26 protein-coding genes and 2 tRNA genes are annotated in these 26,659 nt (G+C 48.3%); 3 read left to right on the plus strand and 25 right to left on the minus strand.

Translation table 11 applies throughout. The features are described 5' to 3' along the window. Positions 1 to 22: 22 nt before the first annotated feature. Complete coding sequence (locus ACWA5Z_RS02010; RefSeq protein WP_431053667.1) at positions 23 to 1,291, minus strand: NRAMP family divalent metal transporter; 1,269 nt, start codon at positions 1,289 to 1,291, stop codon at positions 23 to 25. 349 nt (positions 1,292 to 1,640) lie between these two features. Beyond that, positions 1,641 to 2,813, minus strand: a complete 1,173-nt coding sequence (locus tag ACWA5Z_RS02015) for an MFS transporter (protein ID WP_431053668.1) — start codon at positions 2,811 to 2,813, stop codon at positions 1,641 to 1,643. A 160-nt stretch (positions 2,814 to 2,973) separates the two neighbouring features. On the opposite strand from ACWA5Z_RS02015, the gene ACWA5Z_RS02020 reads away from it, so the two are divergent. After that, entirely contained in the window at positions 2,974 to 3,636 is a 663-nt protein-coding gene (locus ACWA5Z_RS02020; protein WP_431053669.1) for a trimeric intracellular cation channel family protein, read from the plus strand. Between the two features lie 18 nt (positions 3,637 to 3,654). Here the strand turns inward: ACWA5Z_RS02020 and mtnN are convergent, their stop codons facing one another. The 5 genes from mtnN to lptD form a co-directional block, all read right to left on the minus strand. After that, a complete protein-coding gene (gene mtnN, locus ACWA5Z_RS02025; RefSeq protein WP_431053670.1) occupies positions 3,655 to 4,347 on the minus strand; it encodes a 5'-methylthioadenosine/S-adenosylhomocysteine nucleosidase in 693 nt (230 codons plus the stop codon). Between the two features lie 24 nt (positions 4,348 to 4,371). Further along, positions 4,372 to 5,163, minus strand: coding sequence for a thiol:disulfide interchange protein (locus ACWA5Z_RS02030; protein ID WP_431053671.1), 792 nt, complete (start codon positions 5,161 to 5,163; stop codon positions 4,372 to 4,374). Positions 5,164 to 5,280: 117 nt separating this feature from the next. Next, the gene (gene recJ / locus ACWA5Z_RS02035; RefSeq protein WP_431053672.1) at positions 5,281 to 6,996 is read right to left on the minus strand and encodes a single-stranded-DNA-specific exonuclease RecJ; all 1,716 of its coding nucleotides are present in this window, start codon (positions 6,994 to 6,996) and stop codon (positions 5,281 to 5,283) included. A 63-nt stretch (positions 6,997 to 7,059) separates the two neighbouring features. Beyond that, on the minus strand, positions 7,060 to 7,746 hold the full coding sequence (gene dsbC / locus ACWA5Z_RS02040) for a bifunctional protein-disulfide isomerase/oxidoreductase DsbC (RefSeq protein ID WP_431053673.1): 687 nt from the start codon (positions 7,744 to 7,746) through the stop codon (positions 7,060 to 7,062). Positions 7,747 to 7,772: 26 nt separating this feature from the next. After that, positions 7,773 to 10,142 (minus strand): LPS assembly protein LptD, encoded by a 2,370-nt coding sequence (gene lptD, locus ACWA5Z_RS02045; RefSeq protein WP_431053674.1) that lies wholly within the window; start codon positions 10,140 to 10,142, stop codon positions 7,773 to 7,775. Between the two features lie 282 nt (positions 10,143 to 10,424). Between lptD and tal the strand changes: the two genes are divergently transcribed. Further along, a complete protein-coding gene (gene tal / locus ACWA5Z_RS02050; protein WP_431053675.1) occupies positions 10,425 to 11,375 on the plus strand; it encodes a transaldolase in 951 nt (316 codons plus the stop codon). 184 nt (positions 11,376 to 11,559) lie between these two features. Here the strand turns inward: tal and ACWA5Z_RS02055 are convergent, their stop codons facing one another. The 16 genes from ACWA5Z_RS02055 to ACWA5Z_RS02130 form a co-directional block, all read right to left on the minus strand. Beyond that, positions 11,560 to 12,342 carry a M48 family metallopeptidase gene (locus ACWA5Z_RS02055; protein WP_431053676.1) on the minus strand — a complete coding sequence of 261 codons (783 nt, stop codon included), beginning with the start codon at positions 12,340 to 12,342 and terminating at the stop codon, positions 11,560 to 11,562. A 4-nt stretch (positions 12,343 to 12,346) separates the two neighbouring features. After that, positions 12,347 to 13,123: a M48 family metallopeptidase gene (locus tag ACWA5Z_RS02060; protein ID WP_431054272.1), complete on the minus strand. Its 777-nt coding sequence runs from the start codon at positions 13,121 to 13,123 to the stop codon at positions 12,347 to 12,349. 95 nt (positions 13,124 to 13,218) lie between these two features. Then, entirely contained in the window at positions 13,219 to 13,746 is a 528-nt protein-coding gene (gene ppa, locus ACWA5Z_RS02065; RefSeq protein WP_431053677.1) for an inorganic diphosphatase, read from the minus strand. Between the two features lie 112 nt (positions 13,747 to 13,858). Next, positions 13,859 to 15,226: an adenylosuccinate lyase gene (gene purB, locus ACWA5Z_RS02070; protein ID WP_431053678.1), complete on the minus strand. Its 1,368-nt coding sequence runs from the start codon at positions 15,224 to 15,226 to the stop codon at positions 13,859 to 13,861. Positions 15,227 to 15,250: 24 nt separating this feature from the next. Then, positions 15,251 to 15,874: a high frequency lysogenization protein HflD gene (hflD, locus tag ACWA5Z_RS02075; RefSeq protein ID WP_431053679.1), complete on the minus strand. Its 624-nt coding sequence runs from the start codon at positions 15,872 to 15,874 to the stop codon at positions 15,251 to 15,253. Positions 15,875 to 16,040: 166 nt separating this feature from the next. Beyond that, positions 16,041 to 16,505, minus strand: coding sequence for a GNAT family N-acetyltransferase (locus tag ACWA5Z_RS02080; RefSeq protein ID WP_431053680.1), 465 nt, complete (start codon positions 16,503 to 16,505; stop codon positions 16,041 to 16,043). Continuing rightward, the gene (gene mnmA / locus ACWA5Z_RS02085; RefSeq protein ID WP_431053681.1) at positions 16,502 to 17,671 is read right to left on the minus strand and encodes a tRNA 2-thiouridine(34) synthase MnmA; all 1,170 of its coding nucleotides are present in this window, start codon (positions 17,669 to 17,671) and stop codon (positions 16,502 to 16,504) included. The genes ACWA5Z_RS02080 and mnmA overlap by 4 nt, the downstream gene beginning before the upstream one ends. A 69-nt stretch (positions 17,672 to 17,740) precedes the next feature. Further along, positions 17,741 to 17,965, minus strand: a complete 225-nt coding sequence (gene nqrM / locus ACWA5Z_RS02090) for a (Na+)-NQR maturation NqrM (RefSeq protein WP_431053682.1) — start codon at positions 17,963 to 17,965, stop codon at positions 17,741 to 17,743. Between the two features lie 28 nt (positions 17,966 to 17,993). After that, positions 17,994 to 19,049 (minus strand): FAD:protein FMN transferase, encoded by a 1,056-nt coding sequence (locus ACWA5Z_RS02095; RefSeq protein ID WP_431053683.1) that lies wholly within the window; start codon positions 19,047 to 19,049, stop codon positions 17,994 to 17,996. Positions 19,050 to 19,073: 24 nt separating this feature from the next. Next, positions 19,074 to 20,297, minus strand: a complete 1,224-nt coding sequence (nqrF, locus tag ACWA5Z_RS02100) for an NADH:ubiquinone reductase (Na(+)-transporting) subunit F (protein ID WP_431053684.1) — start codon at positions 20,295 to 20,297, stop codon at positions 19,074 to 19,076. Positions 20,298 to 20,312: 15 nt separating this feature from the next. Further along, the gene (nqrE, locus tag ACWA5Z_RS02105; protein WP_431053685.1) at positions 20,313 to 20,909 is read right to left on the minus strand and encodes an NADH:ubiquinone reductase (Na(+)-transporting) subunit E; all 597 of its coding nucleotides are present in this window, start codon (positions 20,907 to 20,909) and stop codon (positions 20,313 to 20,315) included. Between the two features lie 2 nt (positions 20,910 to 20,911). Beyond that, positions 20,912 to 21,541 (minus strand): NADH:ubiquinone reductase (Na(+)-transporting) subunit D, encoded by a 630-nt coding sequence (locus ACWA5Z_RS02110; protein WP_431053686.1) that lies wholly within the window; start codon positions 21,539 to 21,541, stop codon positions 20,912 to 20,914. Beyond that, positions 21,534 to 22,304, minus strand: a complete 771-nt coding sequence (locus ACWA5Z_RS02115) for a Na(+)-translocating NADH-quinone reductase subunit C (protein WP_431053687.1) — start codon at positions 22,302 to 22,304, stop codon at positions 21,534 to 21,536. The genes ACWA5Z_RS02110 and ACWA5Z_RS02115 overlap by 8 nt, the downstream gene beginning before the upstream one ends. Further along, positions 22,297 to 23,547 (minus strand): NADH:ubiquinone reductase (Na(+)-transporting) subunit B, encoded by a 1,251-nt coding sequence (locus ACWA5Z_RS02120; RefSeq protein WP_431053688.1) that lies wholly within the window; start codon positions 23,545 to 23,547, stop codon positions 22,297 to 22,299. The genes ACWA5Z_RS02115 and ACWA5Z_RS02120 overlap by 8 nt, the downstream gene beginning before the upstream one ends. A 1-nt stretch (position 23,548) precedes the next feature. Further along, positions 23,549 to 24,889: a Na(+)-translocating NADH-quinone reductase subunit A gene (locus ACWA5Z_RS02125; protein ID WP_431053689.1), complete on the minus strand. Its 1,341-nt coding sequence runs from the start codon at positions 24,887 to 24,889 to the stop codon at positions 23,549 to 23,551. A gap of 382 nt (positions 24,890 to 25,271) precedes the next feature. Next, the gene (locus ACWA5Z_RS02130; protein ID WP_431053690.1) at positions 25,272 to 25,577 is read right to left on the minus strand and encodes a BolA family protein; all 306 of its coding nucleotides are present in this window, start codon (positions 25,575 to 25,577) and stop codon (positions 25,272 to 25,274) included. A gap of 124 nt (positions 25,578 to 25,701) precedes the next feature. On the opposite strand from ACWA5Z_RS02130, the gene ACWA5Z_RS02135 reads away from it, so the two are divergent. After that, entirely contained in the window at positions 25,702 to 26,301 is a 600-nt protein-coding gene (locus tag ACWA5Z_RS02135) for a YajG family lipoprotein (RefSeq protein WP_431053691.1), read from the plus strand. Between the two features lie 130 nt (positions 26,302 to 26,431). Here the strand turns inward: ACWA5Z_RS02135 and ACWA5Z_RS02140 are convergent. Continuing rightward, positions 26,432 to 26,507, minus strand: a tRNA-Asn gene (locus ACWA5Z_RS02140). A 4-nt stretch (positions 26,508 to 26,511) separates the two neighbouring features. Beyond that, positions 26,512 to 26,587: transfer RNA gene (locus ACWA5Z_RS02145), tRNA-Phe, on the minus strand. Positions 26,588 to 26,659: the final 72 nt, after the last annotated feature.

Raw genomic sequence — 26,659 nt, forward strand, 5'->3', positions numbered from 1 at the left:
AATCGTCAGGCAAAGTGCGGTTTTATCCTAACAAGCCCAATTGCTGTACGATAAACAATAGGGCAAAGGCGGTCAGGTAAATCAAGCCGATCACCGATAACCAAAATAAGCCTTTACTGATTTTATGTTCGCCTTTCAGAACCAATAATAAATTCAAGGTGGCGAAAATCGGCGTGGAAACGAACGAGGCGATCATCGCAAATTGCAACATCGGCGCCAAGGCGTTGTTAAAGAAGAACAGCACCACCAAGCCCGCAACGGTAGTGAACAGCATTGACAGGTTCAAAAAACCTTGGCGGGTTTCCTGCTTCTTCAAAATCAAGCGGATCGCTTCCACATTGGTGCGGCTGTAGCCGTCGATGACGGTGATGGTGGTGCCGAACATGCACGCAAATGCGATAAAGGCAATCAACATACGTGACCATTCGCCGATAGTCACGGCATACATATTGATCAATTGCGCAATATAGCGTCCGCCGACTTTCTCGACTTCCACGCCTGAGCCGTGCTGCACCAAGGCGCCTAACGCCAAAAACACAATCGCCAGAACCGCCGTGCCGATATAACCGACATTGAAATCGAATAAACCGTCACGGTAAGAAACTTTGGTCAAACGGCGTTTCGCCACCACCCACATTGAGTTGATCGCAGAAATTTCAATCGGCGCCGGCATCCAGCCCATCAACGCCACGATAAATGCCAACGCGCCCAAATTCCACGGCGTTGCGCTGACATAATCCGCCGGCGCAACCGCGCCGCGGCTCATGGCGATCACCACCGCAGTAACCGTCGCCAAGGTTAAGCTGATCATAATGATTTTAGACACACCGTCCAAAACGCGATATTTGCCCAACAGTAATAATGACAGACTAAATCCCAGCACAATGGTGCTTAAAATCGGCATTGGCACGCTGAACGGCAGCACGAACGATAGGATTACCGCACACAATAACCCGACCGCCGCGGTGTTGATCACCGCAGCAAACACGTTCAGAATGGTAAAAATCCACAGATAGAACTGCCCTTGCTGGCGGTAACCTTCTAACAGGGTGTTGCCGGAATCGAGGGTATATTGTGCGCCGAAACGGAAAAACGGATATTTAAACAGGTTGGCTAAAATAATGATGATTGCCAACTGCCAGCCGTAAATCGCACCGGATTGGGTCGAAGCGATTAAATGCGAGCCGCCGACGGCGGCGGACGCCATCAAAATGCCCGGCCCCAATGCGCGTAATTTACTTTTCCAATTGGAAATCTCTTCACTTTGAATGAATTCTGTGTTGCTTGTCATAATGTTGTTCCCAAGGTTTTAATCAATTTTATCCAGAAGCTGAATTCGGTTAAAAATCACTGTCTAAAAAAGCAAACAAACCGGCAAATAAACTTGACGATGATATTTGGTTTTTTATACAAACTATACGCATTACTTCTTCGATTTGGCATTAAATCAAAATAAAATGCTATTTTTAACCCAATACATAAAATAAAAAACTGTCATTGTATTTATAAAACAGGCTTATCTTTTCAGATAAGGTGTTTGAGTTTACTGATTATTTAAGGGATTAGCAATCTGATTTGGCGGAAAATCAGCAAATCGGATTAAAATACAGGATAGCAGAAAGTGCTTTAAATGCGCTGTGCTAACGGGGTTTAAACATCCCGCTCAACAACCATAACACCCCCGACAACAAAAACATCGCGGCGGGCGCGATCCAATGCCAACCGAACTGCTGCCAGACTGTCAATAAATAGTTACCGCCGACACTGGCGCCGAGATAATAACTGGAAAGATACAGTGCCGACGCCAAGGCGCGGGCGTGAGTGGCATTTTTGCCGACCCAAGCGCTGGCAAGGGCGTGGGTAAAGAAAAAGCCGATACTGCATAGCAGCAACCCGGCTATCAAAATCCATAATGAACTGCTGATCAGCAGCAACATACCGCTCATCAATAACAACCAACCGAGCAACATCCCGCGCGGCGCACTAAATCGGCGGCTGAAACGCCCTGCCATCGAAGCGGCAAAAGTACCGCTCAAGTAACACAGAAACAGTAACGAAACCTGCAACGTATTCAGCAGCCAAGGCGCTTGTTGCAGCCGCAAGCCGATCACCGAGAACATATTGACGAACATCCCGAAGCAAATGCCGCTAATCAGAAAAGTACGCCACAACAACGGATTTTTAATATGTCCGCACAGATTGGCGAGCATGCTTTTAAACGCCAACGATTGCGGGCTAAAATAGCGCTCTTTCGGCAAACAAAAATAGGTCAGCAATGCGCCGCCGAGAGTGAGCAAGGCGGTAAATATCATCGGCGCATTCAAACCGAACATCTCCGCCAAGATCCCGCCCAGAATCCGCCCGCTGATCCCGCCCAGTGAGTTGGCGGCAATGTAAATCCCGACGGCAGGCACCACCGCACTGGCTTCAAATTCTTCACTGATATAGGCAATTGCCACCGCCGGCAGCCCCGCCAAGGCAATGCCCTGCAAAAAACGCAAACCAATCCATGCCGTCACCGAATCACTGAACAGCAAGCACAATGAAAACAGCGCGCTCAGGCTCAAACTCAGCAACATCACCAAACGCCGCCCGTAACGATCCGCCAACAGCGCCCACGGAATCAGGCACAGACTCATGCCCAGTGACGCGGCGGCAAAGATCCAGTTTGCCAGATTGAGCGAAACCGCATAGCGTGCGGCAAACAGCGACAACAACGGCTGCACCACGTACAAATTGGCAAACACCAAAAAGGACGAGACTGATAACACCAGTGTTGCCCAAAAATAGGCGCGGGTTTTGTTTTTAATCATCTTGCTTTCATTCTCATAACAATTTGATTACATCATAGACTCAAGTGCGGTTTATACAAGATTTTGATCACAAAAATGCCTGCCATATCAAATTTTTCTTTATCTGCGGTGAAAATCCGCTTACGCTATGCTACCTAATTTGCTTAAGACAGTTTGCTTTATGTTATTAACCGTGCTCTATATTATCGGCATTACCGCCGAAGCGATCACCGGCGCCTTAGCGGCAGGACGTGAAAAAATGGATCTGTTCGGCGTGATTATTATCGCTTCCATGACGGCAATCGGCGGCGGCTCGATCCGCGATATGCTGCTCGGGCATTATCCGCTCGGCTGGGTGGCGCACCCCGAATATATTATGATTGTTGCCGGTGCGGCGGTGCTGACCGTGTTTATCGCCCCCCTAATGCGCTATTTCCGCACCGTGTTTTTGGTGCTGGATGCGTTGGGGCTGATTGTATTTTCGATTATCGGCGCACAAGTGGCGTTGGATATGGGACATGGCTTTATTATCGCCTTGGTTGCGGCGGTGGTCACCGGCGCCTTTGGCGGCGTGCTGCGCGATCTGCTGTGCAACCGTATTCCGTTAGTGTTTCAAAAAGAGCTGTATGCCAGTATCGCCCTACTCTCGGCAGCAATTTATTATGCCCTGCCGTATTTCGGCGTACCGCATAATCTGGTGGTCATTCTGACCTTGATCGGAGGCTTCGGTTTGCGGTTGTTGGCAATTTATTTCCATCTGTCACTGCCGGTGTTCGATTATCAAGAGCAAGAAGAAAACTATCAGCCGCTGCTGAAAAAATTACGCCAAAACCGCAAAAAGTAGCAACCGCCAACGGCGGGGTTATTGCAGCTCCGCCAACATCGCCAGCACCATTGCCGATGATTGCTGTGCCGCCAATGGTAAAAACTCTTCAAACGAGAGATGGGACGCTTTATCGGCGACATCCGACACCGCACGCACCACCACAAACGGCAGATCAAACGCATGGCAGACCTGTGCAATTGCCGCCGCTTCCATTTCCACTGCAATCGCCTGCGGAAAATCGGCTTTAATCCGCGCAATCTGCTGTTCGCCGTTACAGAACATGTCGCCGCTGCACACCAACCCTTTGACCGCACTTTTACCCTGCGCCTGAAGCGCTTTTTCCGCCAATTCGATTAGCGCCTGATTCGACGGAAACGTTGCCGGGCAGCCCGGTAATTGCCCTTTGGCATAACCAAAAGCAGTCACGTCGGCATCGTGGTAAGCGGTTTGGTTGGAGATAATCACATCACCGATATTGAGTTCTGCGCTGATCCCGCCTGCCGAACCGGTATTAATCACGCAATCGGGTTTCGCATGCGCGATTAAGATCGTGGTTGCCATTGCCGCCGCGGTTTTACCGATACCGGATTGGATCAATGCCACTTCCAGGTCATCAAGGTAGCCTTGATACAAGGTGCAACCGGCAATTTCACGGTTGCTTAATTCCGTCATTTTATTGCGTAAAATTTCCACTTCTTGCGCCATGGCGCCGACAATTCCGATCTTCATGCTCGTTCCTTTGTTCTGCATTCGCTATGGTTGATTGGTTGTTTTTTTGCTTTCTGCGGTAAACGTCATGTTAGACTGCCGCTGCTGCAAAATGCGTGAGACTAAAAAATCCATCACCGCAAAGGTATAGTCGTCATTATACAAGGTGCTGCTGGTCAGCACATATTGCCCGTCAATCACCACAAACGGACTGGTGAACACCCCGTATTTTTCGGTCAATTCCACCGCTTCCTTCGCTTTCGCCGCCACCGCTTGCGAGTTCAGTTGCATTAAAAACTGATCCAGCGCCACATTATGGCTGATCAGCCAATGGTATAAATTCTCGCCGGCGACCAACGATTTCCTACCTTGCCGCTCGGCACTGTCGAACAGCAGCAGCTCCGCCAACCCTTGCCGATCAAGATTGCGCAAACTGTAATACACATTCGGACCGAATAGCGCCTCTTCGGTGGCGATCGGCTGCAACATCAAGCGCACCTGCTCGTCATGCAAGCGCTGATACAGGCTCAAATTATCAAAGGCGGTCAGGCAATGGGCGCATTCATAAGTGAAAAACAGTCGGACTTCAATCCGATGGTCTAGCGGGTTGGCTTTAATTGGAATGGTATAGGAAAAATAGTCTTTACCGTCTTCAAAGGCAAATTCACTGCCCGGACTTGGCGTTGGCTGCACTGCTTCCGCTTGCGCCATTTGTTCGGCAGCGGTCTCGGCGTCTGATACGGACGGGTTGGCAACCGCACTTTGCGCCGCTGCCTGAGAACAAAACAAAGAAAAAAAGACGCCTATCAACAATAGCCAAAATTTTTCAGTTTTCATGGTATAACTTGGAGCACCCTACCTACTATCATTTGTTAATTTGCTTGCGCTTATCCGACTGTACACGCGGCATAATCGTTGACATACCAAACCGCACTTGACTATTTTACGCCATTTTTACAGCGGTTGCAGATATTCTACCATTAACTGTAGCTGACGGTTACCGCGAAATTCATTAATATCCAAACGGTAAGCGATTTTCATCCGTTTCAACGAATGATCGGGATAAATTTGCGTATCCACATTAAACGCAATCGCATCCAACAACAATGAGCCGCCGGGCGGCTGTAACATCATTTTCAAATGCCGTCCGCCGACCAAGCGTTGTTGCAGCACCTCAAATTCGCCATCGAATACCGGCTCGGGAAATGCCTGCCCCCAAGGTCCGGCGGCGGCGATCAGTTCGGCGGTGTGCAAGGTCAGCTCGCTTTGCGCCAATTCGCCGTCGCTCCAAATCACGCCGGTGAGTTGTTCGGCATTTAAACTTTGCTGCACGACCTCGGCGAAAGCTTGACGAAAATCATCAAAATGCGCTTCGGCAATGCTTAATCCCGCCGCCATGGCATGACCGCCAAATTTTAGAATCATGCCCGGACAGCGCTGATCAACCCTTTCCAACGCGTCGCGAATATGCAGCCCCTCAATCGAGCGCGCCGAGCCTTTCAAAATGCCGGCTTGATCTTGTGCAAACGCCACTACCGGGCGGTGAAAACGATCTTTAATCCGTGACGCCAGAATGCCCAACACCCCCTGGTGCCAGTCCGCCTGATACAGCGTAATCGCCCACGGCAAATCGTTTTCCAACTCGTTCAGACCACTGCAAATCTGCAACGCTTGCAGCTTCATACCCTGTTCGATCTCTTTGCGGGTTTGATTCAGCGCATCCAGCTCATACGCCAGTTGGCGTGCGGTCTGCATATCCTCCGCCAATAACAGTTCGACGCCGACGCTCATATTATCCAAACGTCCGGCGGCGTTGAGGCGTGGTCCGATTGAAAAACCCAAATCCGAGGCGACAAAACGACTAAGATCACGCTTGGCAATTTCCGCCAGTGCTTGAATTCCGTAGCGGCAACGTTGGGCACGAATCCGATTAATCCCTTGATAAGCCAGAATACGGTTATTTTGATCGAGCGGCACCACATCGGCGATCGTCCCCAGCGCCACCAAATCGAGCAGTTCGGCAAAATTCGGCAACGCCTGCGCACAGATATACCCGCCGTCACGCAATGCGGCACGCAGCGCCAACATCAGATAAAAGGTAACCCCGACCCCGGCAAGGGATTTGGACGGAAAACAGCAGTCCGCCAGATTCGGATTGATAATCGCGTCAGCCGCCGGCAAGTCGCTTGGCGGCAAGTGGTGATCGGTGATAATCACCTTGGCGCCGTGCCGTTGAATAAACGCCACCCCCTCATGCGACGAGATACCGTTATCCACTGTAATCAGCAAATCAACCTGCTTTGCCAACGCCAGTTTTGCCACCTCGACACTCAGCCCGTAGCCCTGCTCAAAGCGGTTCGGCACCAGATAATCCACCTGCCCGAATCCCAACCGACGCAAAGCCAACACCGCAAGTGCGGTACTGGTGGCGCCGTCGGCATCAAAATCGCCGACGATCACGATTTTTTGCTGCTGTTCGCGCGCGGCGAGCAACAGCTTGACCGCACTTTGCGTGCCGCTCAGTTGTTGCGGCGGCAACATCGCCTGTAAAGTGCGGTCGAGTTGTCGTTTATCTTGAATATGACGGGCGGAAAAAAGGCGGTCAAGCAACGGATGATCCGCCAACGGCAAGATCACCGGTGGCTGTCGGCGGCAAATGATTTTGTTCACGGGATTAAAAATGCCTTGATTAAAAAACGGTTCAGATAAATAACGGGGCTTCGCCCCGTTTGTTTATTGTGCTTCCTGTAAAGCCGCCAGCAGCTCTTTCGGCGGTAAATAGCCGCCAATCACTTCACCGCCGTCGGTTACCATGGTCGGAGTGCCGCGCACGCCGTATTGGCGCCCCAACGCATAATGCCGCGCCACGATATCCGGTGTTTTCAGCGCTTTTGGCGGTTTGCCGTTTTCGGCTTGATCCAAGGCTTCGTTACGATCTGCCGCCTGCCAAATCGCTTCCATCTGCCCGGCAGTTTGTGTATCCATGCCGCCGCGCGGGAATGCCAAGAAGCGCAGGGTAATGCCTAAATCGTTATACTCTTTCTTCTTGCTATACAGCAAATGGCAGTAATGACAGGTGATGTCCATAAACACCGTGACCACGTATTGTTCATTTTTCGCCGGATAGACGATCATCTGATCAGCAAAACCATTTAATTTATCCAACAGCATTTTTTCGCTTAAATTAACCAATTCACCGTTTTTCAATTCAAACAGATCGCCGCGCAAAATATAGTTGCCGTCGTCAGACACATAAAAAATGCCTTGGTCGGACACCACCGACTGAATTCCTTTTAACGGGGTGGCTTGAATTTGCATATTGCTCATGCCCAATGCGGATAAATTCTGCTGGATGGTTGCATTTGAAGCCAATGCCGCCGTGCTGACCAATGCGCTCAATAAAATTGCCGATTTTTTCATGGGTAATGGATTTCCTTGTTTTTAATTTATTCTAAACTGAACGGTTTCACATACGGCAACATGCCTTTGTGCAACATACTGCGCAAACCGCTGCTGTCATTGCTGCCTAACCCCCGAATCTCAAAATTGATCGAGAACGAGTTGTCATAAAAAACCTTATCACTGCTGTAATTCACCTCGTTGCGCGCCGAGGTCAAATAGCGGCGTGCACCGACACTGACGCTCCAACAACAGGTGTTATATTGCACCCCGCCGTACTGTTCCACCGCTTTATTCAGCGCCACATCATGGTAATAGCGTCCGATCACGGCCCAGTTGTCATCCAACTCCCACGCCACGGTTGCGCCGACTTGCTTAATGTCCTGATTATACAAATTGGAACCGCTTTGCAAGTTTTGGTCGATATAACTTTGGCTGGCATAGCGATAATTCAACTGCACCAGATTATTGCCGCTCGGATTATACTCCAACACCATATTGGCAAGTGCGGTTTTGTTCAAGTCGGTATCATATTGGTAACTGCCGCGCCAATTCCACGCACGGTTGATTTTCCAGTTCGATTCCAACGCCCACGCCGACGAGTGGCGGTTGGTGCGGGTGTCTAAACGCTCGTCAATCCGCGACGCCGTTAAATAATAAATCTGCCCCAACGAAAGATTAAAGCGTTCATCGGCGTTTTGGTCAAACAAACGCGTGGTGCCACCGACCGTGACCTGATTGGCGGAAGCAATCCGATCCAAACCGCTGTAACGGCGATCACGGAACAGTGAAAAATAATCCTGTTGTAACAAAGCGCTGTCATAACCCAAGCCTAAATAATTGGAATAAATATCCTTGGCGCCAATATTGCTCTGGTTTTTATACGGGCGGTACAAATACTGCACGTGCGGTTCTAAAGTTTGACTATAACCGTCCAGAAAAGTTTGCGACTTAAACAGCACGGTTTGCAAATCCGCCTTGAATTGCGGCAACACGCGGTTGACACTGCGCTCCACCGCTTCTGCGCCAACGCCTTTGCCTTTGGTCTGCTGATAGTGGGTGGCGTATAATTTGGTTTGCAAATTCAAGCTGCCGTAATCATTGCTCAATGGCAGGTTCAACTCGGGCTGAATATGGAAACGCCAAGCCTTCGGTAACCAATTACTGTCATTATCAAACCGCACCGCCTGCGAATATAGGGCGAAATCCAACCAACCGTCCGCCAACCCGTTTTGATAATAATTAAAATCAATTTGCGGCAAAGCACGGTACGGAGCGATATCGGTCTCGTCAAAAATCTGGAATTGCCGCCCTGACACGCTCAGATTGTAATTCGGCTGATAATAACCCACAGTAAAGCGTTGATTGGCATAACCGTCGGTGCTGTTGCCATACACCGAACTAAAATCATTGAAATAGCGCTTATCACTCACCCGGGTATAGTCTAAATTCGCACGCCAATTGTCACCAAAACTCGCAGAATGTTGCCAAAAGAACAAATGACGGGATTTATTCTCGCCGAGATACTCTTTCAGCCGATCCTTATGCAAATATTCACTGGCGAGCGTTCCCGTTCCCAATCGGGTGAGATAGCGAAATTCCGTTTGCAATTGTAACCCACGATCAAACATATATTTCGGCGTTATCGTCGCATCATAATTCGGTGCAATATTCCAATAGATCGGTTGGGCATAGCTAAAACCATCTCGACTAGAAGAACTGAATTCCGGCATCAGCAACCCGCTGCGGCGGCGGTCGCCTATCGGTAGCTGCCAATACGGCGAATACAAAATCGGCACGCCCAACACTTTAAAGCGGGCGCCCCACATCTCCGCCACTTCTTCCTGCAAATCTTGCCGGATTTCGTCCGCTTCAATTGACCACGCATTGTCGTTCGGCAAACAGGAAGTGAAAGAGGCATTGCGCAAAGTGCGGTAGCGTTCGCGCATTTCCGTTTGTTCCGCCGTGCCGCGCCCTTGCCGCCCGACAAACTGATAATCCACCGCTTCAATATCGCTGTCTTTACTGTTCAAATTGATCTTGGCATTGCGCCCGCTCAAATCGATCTGCTCGTCACGATAAGACAACTCCCCGTCAACATGGGCGAAACGCTGCAACTGCTCGCCGCTGCCCTGAGTGGTAATTTTGGCGTGTTGCGATTGCAAATGACGGTTGCCTTGCTTAATGTCGACATCACCTTGGTAGGTCGCCTCGGTCGCATGCCGCATTTCACCGCGATCCGCTTCAATATATACCGGCAATTCATTCGGATTGCCGTGCACCGGCTCACCGTTAAAGTGCGGTACGCCCAGCAAACATTGCTGTCTTAAATCCGCTTGCGCCGCGGTGCCGTGCAACGTACCGTATAATGCCGTCACCACAAGGCTCGCCAACAGGCTATAGCTGTTCTTTTTCATTCCGTAACCTATACGTTAAAAACAGAGAAATTGCCCTGATTGTACTCGAAATCCAACTATTGATCATGCGAATATTTTTATCACAATCGCAGGGTTAGCAAATGTTGTTGCAAATTTGAACTGCCGGCAATGTTGAGAACCCGACGACAAATCCTATTTTTATTAGTAATAGTGGAAAAAAAAGGATCTATCGGAGAAATCATTGGAACATCCCAAGGGAATGGGGGTAGAATAAAAATTATCGATTCATTTCATGTCAATTAAATCTAACGAGGAAAAACTATGTCGCAATTACAAGAATTACGCAAAATCACCGTGGTTGTCGCCGACACCGGCGATATCGAAGCCATCAAAACCTATCAGCCGCAAGACGCGACCACCAATCCGTCATTGATTCTGAGCGCCTCATCCCTGCCGCAATATGTCCCCTTGATCGACGACGCCGTTGCCTATGCCAAACAACAAAGCAACGACAAGAAACAACAATTGATCGACGCCGAAGATAAATTAGCAGTGAATATCGGCTTAGAAATTCTGAAAATCGTGCCGGGACGTATCTCCACCGAAGTGGATGCACGCCTGTCTTACGACACCGCCGCCACCATTGAAAAAGCACGCAAACTGATCAAACTGTATAATCAAGCCGGTATCAGCAATGATCGTATTCTGATCAAAATCGCCTCCACTTGGCAGGGGATCCGCGCCGCCGAAGTGTTGGAAAAAGAAGGTATCAACTGTAACCTGACCCTATTATTCTCCCAAGCGCAAGCCCGCGCCTGTGCCGAAGCCGGGGTTTACCTGATCTCCCCGTTCGTCGGTCGAATTTTAGACTGGTACAAAGCCAACAGCGACAAAAAAGCATACGCACCGCATGAAGATCCGGGCGTGATTTCCGTCACCGAAATTTACGATTACTACAAAAAATACGATTATAAAACCGTCGTGATGGGCGCCAGTTTCCGCAATATCGGCGAAATTATCGAACTTGCCGGTTGTGATCGCTTGACTATCGCTCCGGGCTTGTTAAAAGAGCTGCAAGAAAGCAATGAGCCGCTGGTGCGCAAATTGGAATTCAAAGGCAACGTCAAAGAGCGTCCGCAGCCATTGACCGAAGCCGAATTCTACTGGCAGCACAACAGCGACCCGATGGCAGTGGAAAAACTGACCGACGGCATCCGCAAATTCGCCGCCGATCAAGAAAAATTGGAAGCGATGCTAGTGACAAAACTGTAATCATTGCCGCTTAAATTGAAAAATCGGAATCTCGATCAGATTCCGATTTTTTATGATCAAAAAACCATGTTTTCCTGGTTTTTCCCTACTCGACCGCACTTAATCACCGCACTTTGGTAACCCCCTCCATTCATGAAATAAATCGGGAGGGAGAGGAGGGAAATGATTTGAGCAATAGACTTGATCAGCGGTCCGAAGTGCGGCTAACCGCACTTTGTTGCTGATAAAGCGCCAAGGCTTGTGGCAATACTTTTTGAATGTTCGCTTCCCGTTCTTGATAGCTCGGGTGAGTGGAAACCAACTGCTGTAAAAATCCGGCGTCATCGGCAGAAAACTCATAGAGCTTCTGCCATAGCCGAGTCACGTGTTGTGGATTGTAGCCGGCTTCAGCCATTATCAATAATCCTAATCGATCCGCCTCCAACTCACTACTGCGTGAAAATGGTTTACTGATGGCATATTCCGGCACCCAAGCCAAAGCAGAACCGACATAACTGAACGCAGTAGAAGCCACGGTGCCGCCGAAGATTCCAAGCAAACCTGTCGCCCGATCGAGATTCACCTGTTCTTTGCCGTGTTCTTTCACCACGTGCACCATTTCATGCGCCAGAATCATTGCCAGTTCGTCATCACTTAAATGCAGTTTATCTACCAACGCACTGTGAATAACCATTTTCCCGCCGGGCATTGTCCAAGCGCTGATTTCCGGGCTGCGAAAAACCGCAATCTGCCAATCCAATGCCCGGCCACTTTCATTATATTGCTCTGCGATCGGAAACAAACGGGAAAAAGTGTGCGTCACCTGCACCGCGGTTGTCGAATCATGCTCAACGATACCGAACAGCTCCATCTGATTGACTATCCGCTGATAATTTTTTGCGGATTTTTGATTTAAATCTTGGCTGCTAAGGCAGCCAGCCAAAGCAAGGCTAGCCGCTGACAGCAAAGCAAAACGCCATTTATTCAACTCATCAACCCGCTTTTTTCGCTTTGTTATATACCGCCATCGCCTCCGGCATTAAACGGCGCAGATTAGCTTCGCGATCGGCGTTGGTCGGGTGAGTAGAGATTAAACCTTCTAAAGCACCGCCGGAGCCGCCGCTGGCCGCACTCATTTTTTGCCATAATTTGATCGACGCTTCCGGATTGTAACCCGCTTCCGCCATCAGCAATAAGCCGACTTCATCCGCTTCTGTTTCATTGCCGCGTGAGAACGGTTTGTTCAAGCCGTATTCTTGGGTCAAACCGACTACGCTGCTAAAATCATAGCCGGTGGTGGCGGTCAACACCGCGCTGCCGACACTGCCCAATAAGCCGGTCGCCATATTGAAATTCACTTTTTGTTTGCCGTGTTCTTTCAAGGCGTGCGCCATTTCATGCCCCATCACCACCGCAATTTCATCATTATTTAATTTGAGTTTATCGACCAAACCGGTATAAAACATCATTTTACCGCCGGGCATCGCCCACGCGTTCAGTTCATTGCTTTTCATCACCGTAATTTGCCATTGGAACGGCACGCCGGTGTCGTTGGCTTTTTCCGCATACGGCTTGATCCGCTGGAACACGGTATTAATCCGTTTTGCGGTGTTGGACGTGGTATCAATCACCCCTTGTTGCTTCATTTCGTTGACGGTTTGGGTATAACTGCTCGCCGCCTGTTGGTTAATGGTTTGAGTGTCGGCACAAGCTGCCAAACCCACGGAGAATACGGCAGTTAATGCCCATGTTTTGATTTGCTTTCTCATCATCACTTCCTCACAATTTAAAAAAATACCGCACTTTTGCAAGAGCGGTATCTGATCAATAAACCCACTTTCCGTAACAAGGGAAAGAAACAACGTTATTTCTGTGCACGCTCAAACGAGGTTTTAATCTCTTCGCGGGCGGCTTCAACGCCTTCCCAACCGTCCACTTTCACCCATTTACCGGCTTCCAGTGCTTTGTAGTTTTCGAAGAAATGTTGAATTTGTGCTTTCAGCAATGCCGGCACATCATTGATGTCTTGGATGTGATCGTATTCTTTGCTTAATTTGCTGTGCGGCACGGCGATCAATTTGGCATCTTCGCCGGATTCGTCGGTCATTTTCAATACGCCGACCGGACGGCAACGGATTACCGAACCCGGAATCAACGGATAAGGGGTTGGCACTAATACATCAACCGGGTCACCGTCTAATGACAAGGTGTTGTTGATATAACCATAGTTCGCCGGATAAAACATTGCCGTCGCCATAAAGCGATCAACGAACACCGCGCCGGACTCTTTATCCACTTCGTATTTAATCGGATCGGCGTTTGCCGGAATTTCAATCACAACATAAATATCATCCGGCAGTTCTTTACCGGCAGGGACTTTTTCTAAACCCATTTTATATTCCTTTTTAAAATAGTGAATGTAAACGCTATGAATTATAGCGTCAATCTTTTCGTTTTGTCGAGAAAATCCAACAGTGCGGTCTGGCTTAACCGCACTTATAGAATTACAGTTTTTCCACCAACTCCACCGCCGCGCCGATATAGCTTGCCGGGGTCAGTTGTTTCAAGCGCACTTTTTCCGTCTCGGGAATCGCCAAGCCGTCAATAAAGGTTTGCATTGCCGCGGCATCAACCCGTTTGCCGCGGGTCAGCTCTTTCAATTTTTCATACGGTTTTTCAATCCCGTAACGACGCATTACTGTTTGGATCGGCTCGGCAAGCACTTCCCAGTTTTGATCCAGTTCGGTACGCAAGTGCGCTTCGTTGACTTCCAGTTTGCTGATCCCTTTGCTAGTGGCGGCATAGGCAATCAAAGTATAACCCAAGCCGACGCCCAAATTGCGCAGCACAGTCGAATCGGTCAAATCGCGTTGCCAACGGGAAATCGGCAGTTTTGCGCCCAAGTGCGCCATCACCGCATTTGCCAAGCCTAAGTTACCTTCCGAGTTTTCAAAATCGATCGGATTGACCTTGTGCGGCATGGTGGACGAGCCGATTTCGCCGGCGATGGTGCGTTGTTTAAAGTGGTTCAAGGCGATATAACCCCACATATCACGGTCAAAATCAATGATAACGGTGTTGAAACGGGCGATATTGTCGAACATTTCCGCAATATAATCATGCGGCTCGATTTGGGTCGTGTACGGATTCCAATTCACGCCCAGACTTTCGACAAATTCTCGGCTGAATGTATGCCAGTCGATTTCCGGGTAAGCCGACAAATGCGCATTGTAATTACCGACCGCACCATTAATTTTGCCGAGAATCTCGGTTTGTTGCAGTTGTTTAAACTGGCGCTGCAAACGGTAAACCACATTCGCCATCTCCTTGCCGACCGTTGAAGGCGAAGCCGGCTGCCCGTGGGTGCGTGACAACAACGGAATGGTTTTAAATTGTTCTGCCAAACCTTTGATTTCGTCAATCAGTTTTTGCCACGCCGGTAAAATCACCTCATCACGCGCTGTTTTTAACATTAACGCATGGGATAAATTATTGATATCTTCGGAAGTACAGGCAAAGTGGATAAACTCGCTCACCGCCGCCAGTTCGGGCAGGGCTTCGGATTTTTCTTTCAAGAAATACTCCACCGCTTTCACATCATGGTTGGTGGTGCGCTCGATTTCTTTAATCCGCTGCGCATCGGCAAGGGAAAACCCGGCAACGATTTGGTTCAAATAGTCGTTGGCTTGCGCGGACAAGACTGCCACTTCCGCAATTTCAGCGGTTGCGGCCAATTTCTGCAACCAACGCACTTCCACCGTCACACGGAATTTCAACAAACCGAATTCACTGAAAATTGAACGTAAACCAACGGCTTTGTCTTGATAACGGCCGTCGATCGGGGAAAGTGCGGTTAAAGCAGTAAGTTCCATTGGGGAAAGCTCCATATGGTAAAATTAAAGGGAAGAATAAAGCTGTTGTGCATGTTGGTAATATTTATTGCGGCTGAACAGCAATTTCAGGCGCGAACCGCCGAGCTGCCGCCACAACACCGCCGAACGAATGCCACATAATAAAGTGGCACGCACGCGGTTTTGGATACCGCTTTGCTGTAGATATAACGGCGAGCCTTTGACTTGGATTTTTGCCCCCAACGGGCTGATCACATCGACATAAATATCGGCGATACTGGCGATCATCTGTTCGTCGAGCAAATCAAGATGTTGTAATTGGCGTGCTAAACCTTGAATCCGATGACCAAGCAATTGTTTGCTTTGCGGGGTTTTATCCAGCTTACTTTCCAACGCAAGCAAACTCATCCAATAACGCCCGACATTCATATCCAACTCACCCTTGCCGCCGGACACTTGTTCTAATAACGTAGTTAAACCTAAGCGTAAATTGGCGACATCATTACCGTACACATCTAAAGTGGAACTCGGCGCGGTATTCACAAGCGAATTCAACGAAGCGGCAAACGCCGCTTGATCCGCACTGCCGCGTTCAGAAAATTGCTGCACCAACTTCGCCGACTGACAAACGCCGGCAAGTGCGAGAGTGAGATCGTGGTAGTCTGCCATAGTGGGTAAATGTCATCCTTATATCGGTGCGGAAGTCTCAATCAAACTGGCGAAACTATAACACTGTTCCACTATTTTTAAAAGTTTACAATATCGCCATAAGGCAAATTATCATTGCCTTTAAGCTGTCTAGTGTGGATTCAATGTGAGCCTATTATTCTTCGGATTAGGCGCGCTTGCTAAAATCTTTCGAATAATAATTCAAGTTTTGTTGCCAAGTCCAACCCTGCTTTGCCCAGAAAGCGTTGCCGCTTTGGTTGTCGGCGAACACTAACAAACGCCCGCGGGTGATATTTTTACTGCGCAGTTGCTGTTCCAATTTATGCAGCAGTGCGCTACCAATCCCTTTGCCTTGCTGATTTTGCGCCACCGCCATATGATAAATCGTAGCACGGCGACCGTCGTAGCCGCACATGATGACGCCGAGCAGTTGTTTATCTTGCTCGGCAACAAAATTCAGATCGGGATTAAAGGCAAGGAAAGCGCTGACGGCTTGTTCGTTGTCATCAACCGCACTCATGCCCATGCCGGGTGTGTTGTGCCACAATTCGGCAACCGGTGCGCAATCGTCCGTTTGCATTGGGCGAATCGTCAAGGCTGAAAGTGCGGTTGCCATTCGGTTATCACTCATTTAACCGTACTTTCGATAATGCCGCCGCCTAAGCAAACTTCGCCTTGATAGAACACGGCGGATTGCCCCGGGGTGACGGCGATTTGCGGTTGGTCAAACCGCACTTCGATCTTGCCGTCGTCAAGCGGCAGGATTTCACAGGCAATATCATCTTGCCGATAGCGGGTTTTCACCGTGCAGCGCAACGCTTGACGAATAGGTTCGCGCGAGACCCAATCCAACTGTTGGGCAATCAAGCCGTTCGACAATAACGCGGAATTATCCAGCCCTTGCGCCACAACTAACACGTTGTTAACTAGGTCTTTCTCGACCACATACCACGCATTCTCGTCTTTGCCTTTCACCCCGCCAATGCGCAAGCCTTTTCGCTGTCCGAGGGTGTGATACATCAAACCGTCATGGCGTCCGATCACTTCACCGTCAAGAGTGCGGATTTCACCCGGCTGTGCCGGCAGATAGCGAGCCAAAAAGTCCTTGAATTTACGTTCGCCGATAAAGCAAATTCCGGTCGAATCTTTTTTCTTGGCAGTGATCAGCCCCAGCTCTTCCGCAATTTGGCGTACCACCGGTTTTTCCAGTTCGCCGACCGGGAACAGACTTTGCGCCACTTGTTGGTGGCTCAGGGTATAAAGAAAATAGCTTTGGTCTTTGTTGCTGTCCAAACCGCGCAGCAGTTGCACCTTAGCACCGACCGCACTTTCATCGACAAAGGAACGGCGCACATAATGCCCGGTGGCAATATAATCCGCGCCTAAATCTTCCGCGGCATATTCCAAAAAGGCTTTGAATTTGATCTCTTTGTTACACAGAATATCCGGGTTCGGCGTACGTCCCGCTTTGTATTCGACTAAAAAATGTTCAAATACATTATCCCAGTATTCCGCGGCAAAATTGATCTTATGTAAGTGAATGCCCAACTTGTCGCAGACCGCCTGCGCATCCGCCAAGTCTGCTGCCGCAGTACAATAATCGCTGTCGTCGTCCTCTTCCCAGTTTTTCATAAATAAGCCTTCCACCTGATAGCCTTGCTGTTGCAGGATATAGGCGGAAACCGACGAATCGACGCCGCCGGACATTCCGACGATGACTTTTTTGGTGGCATTCGCTGCTTTTTTTGCGTTGCCGAGAGGATTTAATTTCTCAAATGTTGCTGAAATCAAGGTCATTACAAATCCAATTGTTTGATATTACAAGATAATCGGTTGGTCGGACGAGATCGCCCGACCAATAGGCGACTAGATAATTCGCTCTTGTTGCTCTAATTTTTGTTTTCGCGCTTCGGCTGCCATTTTGGCTTTACGGTTATCGCAAGGTTCCGGACAATCGCACACTTTTTCCAAGCCAAGGGTGGCAATACCGCCGCAACTGCCATGGATAGACTTGCGTTTAACCCAATAGCCGATTGACATCGCTAGAATCACCACAAGAAAAATACCGAAGGTGATAAAAAATACGTTCATAACTTCATTCCTAATCCTATGCTGACGGTTATTGCGCCGTGAGCCGTTTAAATGCCGATGACATTTTAGTCTCAAAACCGTTATTTGTCTTGATAATCAAGTAAATCGCCAGATTATTTTTTTCGGCAACCGCCAATGCCTTGTCGCTGCCCAAAACAAACAATCCCGTCGCCAAGCCGTCGGCGGTCATACTGGACGGATCGAGCACCGTCACCGAGACTAAATTATGTTGAATTGGTTTGCCGCTATGCGGGTCAATCTCATGGGAAAAACGTACGCCGTCCCGTTCAAAATAGTTACGATAATCGCCGGAGGTTGCCATTGCCATGTCTTGCAAACCAATGATCAACTGTACCGCTCTTGAACCGTCAAATTCCGGTTTTTCAATCGCAATTTGCCATGCTTTATTCGCTTTATTCCGCCCTTTGGCACGGATTTCCCCGCCGATTTCAACCAGATAATCCGTCACGCCGAGCGATTCCAGATATTCCGCCAATTGATCCACGCCGAAGCCTTTGGCAATTGACGATAGGTCGATATACAGATTCGGAATGCTTTTACTTAACCGATATTGCCCGTCTTGCTGCTGTAGGATTAATTTATCCAAACCGACCCAAGCGCGCCGTGCCTCGATTTCCTGATCGGTCGGAATCTTTTCCGGGCGGTTTTCCGGTCCGAAGCCCCATAAGTTCACCAAAGGTCCGACGGTAATATCCAATGCTCCGTCGGTTAATTGGTGTAAACGGATTGCTTCGGCAACCACCTTGCCAAATTCCGCTGAAATAGGAAATGCACCTTCAACCGGTTGCAACCGATTAAATCGGGAGATTTCCGAATCTTTCTGGTAAGTCGACATTTGCCGGTTCACTTCTTGCAAAGTGCGGTCAATGGCTTGCTGCACCGCTTGCGCTTCCGGCAAGTTTTTGCTGCTGTCAGCCAAATATTTGACGCTGTAAGTGGTGCCCATGGTTTTACCATTGAAAGCCACTTCCGTTGTTTTATCACCGCAGGCGGCAACACTGATACTAATAAAAAAGGCTAGCCCGAGCCGGGCCAGCCAGTTAATTGATTGTTTTAAAATCATTTTCTATCTCTGAATGTGATTCCATTAACCACCGAAGTCATCCAACAGGATGTTTTCGTCTTCAACCCCTAGGTTTTTCAACATACCGATTACCGCGGCATTCATCACCGGAGGCCCACACATATAGTATTCACAATCTTCCGGCGCTTCGTGGTCTTTCAGATAGTTTTCATACAATACGTTGTGAATAAAGCCGGTGTAGCCGTCCCAATGATCTTCCGGCAACGGATCAGACAAGGCTACATGCCATTTAAAGTTGTCGTTTTCCGCTTGCAGGGTGTCGAAATCTTCCACGTAGAACATTTCGCGTTTAGAACGTGCGCCATACCAGAACGACATTTTACGTTTTGAATGCAGGCGTTTTAACTGATCAAAGATATGCGAACGCATTGGCGCCATACCGGCACCACCACCGATAAACACCATTTCCGCATCGGTATCTTTAGCGAAGAATTCGCCGAATGGTCCGGAAATCGTCACTTTATCACCCGCTTTCAATGACCAAATGTAAGAAGACATTTGCCCTGGCGGTGCATCAGGTTGTTTTGGCGGCGGTGTCGCAATCCGCACGTTCAACATGATAATGCCTTTTTCTTCCGGATAAGATGCCATGGAATAAGCACGGATAATCGGCTCGTCGACTTTCGACACATAACGCCATAAGTTAAATTTATCCCAGTCTTCATGGTATTCTTCCGGAATATCGAAGTCTTTATAATTTACGGTATGTGGCTCGGCTTCAATCTGAATGTAACCGCCGGCACGGAACGGAACTTCTTCCCCTTCCGGAATGGCAAGTTTCAATTCTTTGATAAAAGTCGCTTTGTTATCGTTTGAAATAACGGTACATTCCCATTTTTTCACACCGAAGATTTCCGGCTCGACTTCCACTTCCATGTCGCTTTTGACATTGACTTGGCAAGATAAGCGCCAGCCTTCTTTGGCTTCTTTTTTACTGATATGGGAAAGTTCGGTTGGCAGAATATCACCGCCGCCGTGTAATACTTTAACCTTGCATTGACCGCAAGAGCCGCCGCCGCCGCAAGCGGAAGACAAGAAAATGCCTTCGCTCGCCAGTGCGCCCAACAGCTTACCGCCCGCAGGCAGTTTAATCGCTTTGCTCGGATCCTCGTTGATCCCGATAGTAATGTCACCGGAGTTGACCAGTTTTGACTTGGCGAACAAAATCAGCACCACCAAAACCAAAACAATCACGGTAAACATTGCGATACCTAAAATGATTTCCATCTGCTATTCCTCTCTTTACAACTGAATGCCGGAGAATGACATGAAGCCAAGCGCCATCAGGCCAACAGTAATAAATGTGATTCCCAATCCACGCAAGCCTTTCGGCACGTCGGAATACTTCATTTTTTCTGTTAAGCCGGCTAACGCTACGATTGCCAACATCCAACCCGTACCTGCACCAATACCGTACACAACTGATTCGGCAAAGTTGTAATCACGCTGTACCATGAAAGATACGCCGCCGAAGATTGCGCAGTTTACGGTAATCAACGGCAGGAAGATCCCCAAGGCGTTGTACAAGGCCGGAAAGTATTTATCTAAAATCATTTCCAGAATTTGTACCAACGCAGCGATCACACCGATAAAGGTGATAAAGTTAAGGAAACTGAGATCCACGCCTTCAATCAAAGCACCGTCTTTCAAGATCAGGTTATACACGATGTTATTGGTCGGTACTGCGATACCCAATACCACGATAACGGCGATCCCCAAACCGAAAGAGGTCGATACTTTTTTCGATACCGCAAGGAAAGTACACATTCCAAGGAAGAAAGCCAGTGCCATGTTTTCGATAAAAATCGAACGCACAAAAAGACTGATATAATGTTCCATGCTTATTTACTCTCCACTTGTTCCGGTTTGTAGGTTCTTAATAACCAAATCACGAAACCGATAATAAAGAATGCGCTTGGCGCCAACAGGAACAAACCGTTCGGCTGATACCAGCCGCCGTTATTGATGGTTTCCAAAATCGTTACGCCGAACAATTTTCCGGAACCGATCAGTTCACGCAAGAACGCCACCACGATTAAAATCGCACCGTAGCCCAAACCGTTACCGACCCCGTCCAAGAAGCTGTCAATCGGGCTTTCTTTCATCGCAAACGCTTCCGCACGTCCCATAACGATACAGTTGGTGATAATCAAACCGACGAATACCGAGAGCTGTTTGGAAATATCATAAGCGTAAGCGCGCAAAATTTGGTCAACCAAGATAACCAAAGAGGCAATGATCGCCATTTGTACGATAATCCGCACGCTGTTCGGAATGAAATTGCGAATGCAAGAAATAAAGAAACTGGAAAACGCAGTAACAAATACCACTGCAATCGCCATTACCACAGCCGTTTCCAACTTGGTTGTCACCGCCAGCGCAGAACAGATCCCGAGGATTTGTAACGCAATTGGGTTGTTATCCAAGATAGGGGATAACAATAAGCCTTTTCTACCTTTTAACTCAGCCATTGTTTAATTCTCCTGCTCTAAGTTTTTTCAGGAACGGGCCGAAGCCGTTTTTACCAAACCAGAATTTGAAACTGGCGTCGACACCGTTCGCTGTTAGCGTGGCGCCGGATAACGCATCAATTCCGTGTTCTTTATTGGCCGAACCACCTTTGGCAACAAATAACGCCTCTTGCCCTTGGGCATCATAAATTTTCTTGCCCGGGAATTGAGCCTGCCAGCCTGGATTCTCAATTTCACCGCCCAAGCCCGGGGTTTCCCCGTGTTGATAATAAGTGATACCGTCAATCGTATTGCCATCCGGCTGAATCGCCATAAAGCCGTACATCACCGACCAAAGACCCGAGCCGTAAATCGGCAGTACGATTTTTTCCACTCGTCCTTGATCATTTTTCACCAAATAAATTTCTGCCAAATTGGCACGGCGACGAATCTTCGCCAAATCTTCTTCGGCCGGCAGGGCAATGCTGGTTTGCGGGTTCTTAGCCGCCGCAGCCGCGTCAAATCCGGCTTGTTCAGGTACGTATTCGCCTGTATTCAAATCAACCAAACGCGGCTCAATATTTTTCGCATAAACCTGCTTAATATTGATTCCCGGTTTTAACAAACCGGCTACGCTAAGGATATTTTTTTGTTTATCCAGTAATTTTTGTTCTTCCTGCACCGGTTTCAAGCTCACCGCAGAGCCGGCAACAATAATCGAACAGACTAAGCTGACGAGAAGAATAACCAGAATCGTGCCTGCAAAACTGTCTTTCTTAAACATTGCGAGCTCTCCTACGTTTGATATTTGCTTGAACTACCAAGTAGTCAAATAACGGTGCAAACAAATTAGCAAATAGAATCGCTAACATCATGCCTTCCGGATATGCCGGGTTAACCACACGGATTAACACGCACATTACGCCGATTAATGCGCCGTACCACCACTTTCCTTTATTCGTGAAAGAGGCCGATACCGGATCCGTCGCCATAAAGAACATCCCCAAGGCGAAGCCGCCCAGCACCAAATGCCAATGCCACGGCATTGCAAACATCGGATTGCTGTCAGAACCAATGACGTTGAAAAGCGTTGACATCGCAATCATCCCGATCATCACACCGGCAACGATACGCCAAGAAGCGATACGGGCGAAAATAATGAATGCGCCGCCTAAAATCAGCATTAGGGTTGATACTTCCCCAATCGATCCCGGAATGTTACCGATGAAAGCATCCATCCAAGTGATTGGTTGTTGCGTAACATTGTTAATCAAACCACTTTCGCCACCCATATTCCATTGCGAAAGTGCGGTTGCGCCGGTGAAACCGTCGGCGGCAACCCACACTGCGTCACCGGAAATTTGCGCCGGATAAGCGAAGAATAGGAATGCACGCCCCGCCAGCGCCGGGTTCATAAAGTTTTTACCCACACCGCCGAACACTTCTTTCGCCACAACAACCCCAAAAGTGGTTGCCAGTGCCGCTTGCCATAACGGTAACGTTGGCGGAACGATTAATGCCAACAGGATTGAGGTGACAAAGAAGCCTTCGTTGATTTCATGCTTACGGATCATGGCGAATAATACTTCCCAGAAACCACCTACCAAAAACACTACGGCATAGATTGGCAGGAAGAAAATTGCACCCAGTACGATTTTGGCGATGACGCCCGCATCCGGCGATAATACCCCGAACATATCCGCCAAAGCAAAGTGCCAGTCATTGGCAATATTTTGCGCCACATTTTGCGCAAACACCTCAGGTGAGGCCAAACTGCCTAATGCCAATAATGATTGCGCGCCCACGTTGTACATACCGTAGAACATCGCCGGAAACAGCGCTAACCAGACTAATACCATCATACGTTTTGAATCGATTGCATCACGTACGTGGGAAGATTTACTGGTTACCGTTCCCGGTGTATATAAAAACGTGGCGGTTGCTTCATACAGCGCATACCACTTTTCATATTTTCCACCCGGCAAAAACGCAGGTTCGATTTTCTCTAAAAGATGTTTTAAACCCATTTTAACCTTCCTTCTCGATCTTATCTAACGCCGCGCGCAAGATTGGACCATATTCATTTTTGCCCGGACAAACAAAGGTGCAAAGTGCCAGATCTTCTTCATCCAGTTCCAAACAACCTAACGCTTGCGCACCGTCAGTATCGCCGGCACTTAAATCACGCAGTAACAAGGTCGGAATAATATCCAACGGCATTACGCGCTCATAAGCACCGATCGGCACCATCGCACGGTGTCCGCCGTTCACGGCCGAAGTTAAGTTAAACAATTTTTTACCAAAATGTCCCAACACGGTACGGGTGATTGAGAATTTATCTGCGCCCGGCATAATCCAGCCGATAAACTCTTTCTCGCGTCCTTCGGCAATCACGGAAACTTGTAATGCATAACGTCCCAAATAATTATGTGGACCGACCGCAGTTGTACCATTTAATACCGAACCTGAAATCACACGGTTTTCACCGTCTTGCAGTTCATTGGCTGTCAATTGTGAAAGGTTCGCCCCTAAACAGGTGCGCACTAACCCGGGATTTTTCACTTGCGGACCGCCGAGAGCGACAACACGCTCAACCGACAATTCACCGCTGGTAAACAGTTTGCCAATGGCAATCACATCTTGGTAATTCAAATACCAAACGGATTTGGTTGCACTAACCGGCTCAAGAAAGTGGATATGCGTACCGCTTAATCCGGCGGGATGCGGACCGCTAAACTCTTCGGTTTGCAGCTTGGCAATTTGCGGAAGGGTAATTTGCGTCCCGGCAGCTTTACACACATACAGTTTTTCATTATTCAAGCGGCTGAGCACCAACAGACCGTCTTGGAATGCTTGCGCTTGCTCGTTAATGATCACCACAGGATCTGCCGCCAACGGATTGGTATCCATGGCATTCACAAAAATCGCGGCAGGTACGGCATCCGTAGCCGGCGATTTGCTGAACGGACGTGTACGCAATGCCGTCCAAAGACCGGATTGCAGCAAATTTTCACGTACTTGTTCATCGGTTAATGACGACAGTTGTTGACGATCGTATTTGTTAAACGTAATTTGCTCATTACCTTCAACCTTAATTACAACCGATTGTAATACACGCTTGGCGCCACGATTAATCGCCGTGACAGTGCCGCTTGCCGGTGCAGTAAAGACCACACCCGGGTTTTTCTTATCAGAGAAAAGCACCTGTCCTTTCTTGACAACATCACCCTCGCGAACACTCATCGACGGACGCATACCTACATAATCTTCGCCAAGCACCGCAACTTCAGTAATGGCAGGACCATTCTGGATTACCTGTGCCGGTTTCCCTGAAATTGGAAGATCCAAGCCTTTCTTAATTGTAATCATATTGTTAGCACTACTTTTTAGTTAGGTTTACATCACAATTGCCAATCTTACGTTCTGAAAACGCGGTATCGGCAACCTCTTTTTGAGCAATGAATGGGGAAAGGTCTAAACATGGGAATCCCACAACAGCTAAACACTTACCACTCAAACATAAAATTTAAAACTCAAATTCCGGAAAATATCAAAAAAGACAACAGGCTGCTTATCCAAATGCTTCGCCTTGCTTCCCGTCATTTTTGATGGTTAATTTTTTGATAATAAAAACGACTTATTGTAACCAATTAAGCCGCTAAAATTCCACTTTAACCACGACTTTTTTTGATCTGATCACACTTTTTATACCCGAATGTAGCAGGATTGTTACTATTTTACCTACAAAGAGTTAATCGCCATGCCCCATGCAGTTCGGGGAAGAAATAACCTGCCGCTGTTTTTTCGACCACTCTTGCGGGGTATACGCGTGAATAGCCAAGGCATGAATCCCGTTCTGTTGCGGATTGATAAGTTGATAAATTTTTTGATGACGCACCACGGCACGCAGCGTTTCGAAATCCGAAGCAGCAATAATCACTTTAAAATGCGAATTTGCCCCTTTGCCCGAACTGTGCATATGGCTTTCGTTTAGCACCTCAAGATAATCCGGTTGCAAGGCTTGTTGTAAAAGTGCGGCAATCTGTTGCTGATCCATAAAATTCCTAAGCTGAAATGTGAATAAAAGCATAATTTTTGCGGTCTAACGCTATACTTTATTACGTGAGTTTGCAACAATAATTCTCGCCTGATATTTTAAATTTGATATTTAAGGAGATAACATGAAAAAATCCTCGCTAAAAACCCTTTCCTCCGCATTGCTATTGGGAAGTGCGGTGTTACTGAGCGGTTGCCAAACCCAAAATAACACCCTGACCTTCACCCCGCCGGCGCCAAGCGCTCAATTTAACACCGCCAACCAACGGGTTGTTGCCAATGTGGTCACCCAAGACCAACGCGCCAGCTCAACCGTTGCCAGTTACACCTCCGGCGGCAACGTACAACACCTGATTGCCAGCCCGGAAGTAGCACAGCTGTTTCAACAAGTGGTGCAGCAAGGTCTGAATAGCAAAGGCTTCCGTATCGCCGGCGGATCTGCTTCAAACAGCAATGTGATTGTGCGTATTACCGATTTCGGCGCGCAAGTGAGCGAAGGCAATCTGAAATATAAAATTGACAGCAAAGTGAATATCGTGGTGGAAGTTCAAGGCGCGAAAGGCACATTCTCGAAAAGTTTCGGCGCGACCAACTCGCAAGAGGGCGTATTCGGCGTGAATAACGAAGGCATTCAGAAAATCATCAACCGCTCTTTCCAAGATGTCGTCACCAAGTTCTATAACGACAATGAAATCAGCAACGCGCTGTTGGGATTGAGCAATTAGCCATAACCGCATTATTTATGTTGCAGCCAAACCGCACTTTCAAAGTGCGGTTTTTTATGGCTGGCTCTCAGCGGCATTGAAATTCAGACAAGAAAAAACCCGCTGAGTAAACTCAACGGGTCGTAAATAATGGCTCCTCCTGCTGGACTTGAACCAGCGACATACGGATTAACAGTCCGCCGTTCTACCGACTGAACTAAGGAGGAAAAGTGGTGCCTCGAGGCGGAATCGAACCACCGACACGGGGATTTTCAATCCCCTGCTCTACCGACTGAGCTATCGAGGCAACTCATCAGTGGTGCGTATTAAACGTTTTTTTCGTTTTCAAGTCAACCTCTATTTTAAAAAAACTTTCATC

Source organism: Testudinibacter sp. P80/BLE/0925 (genome assembly GCF_053570785.1).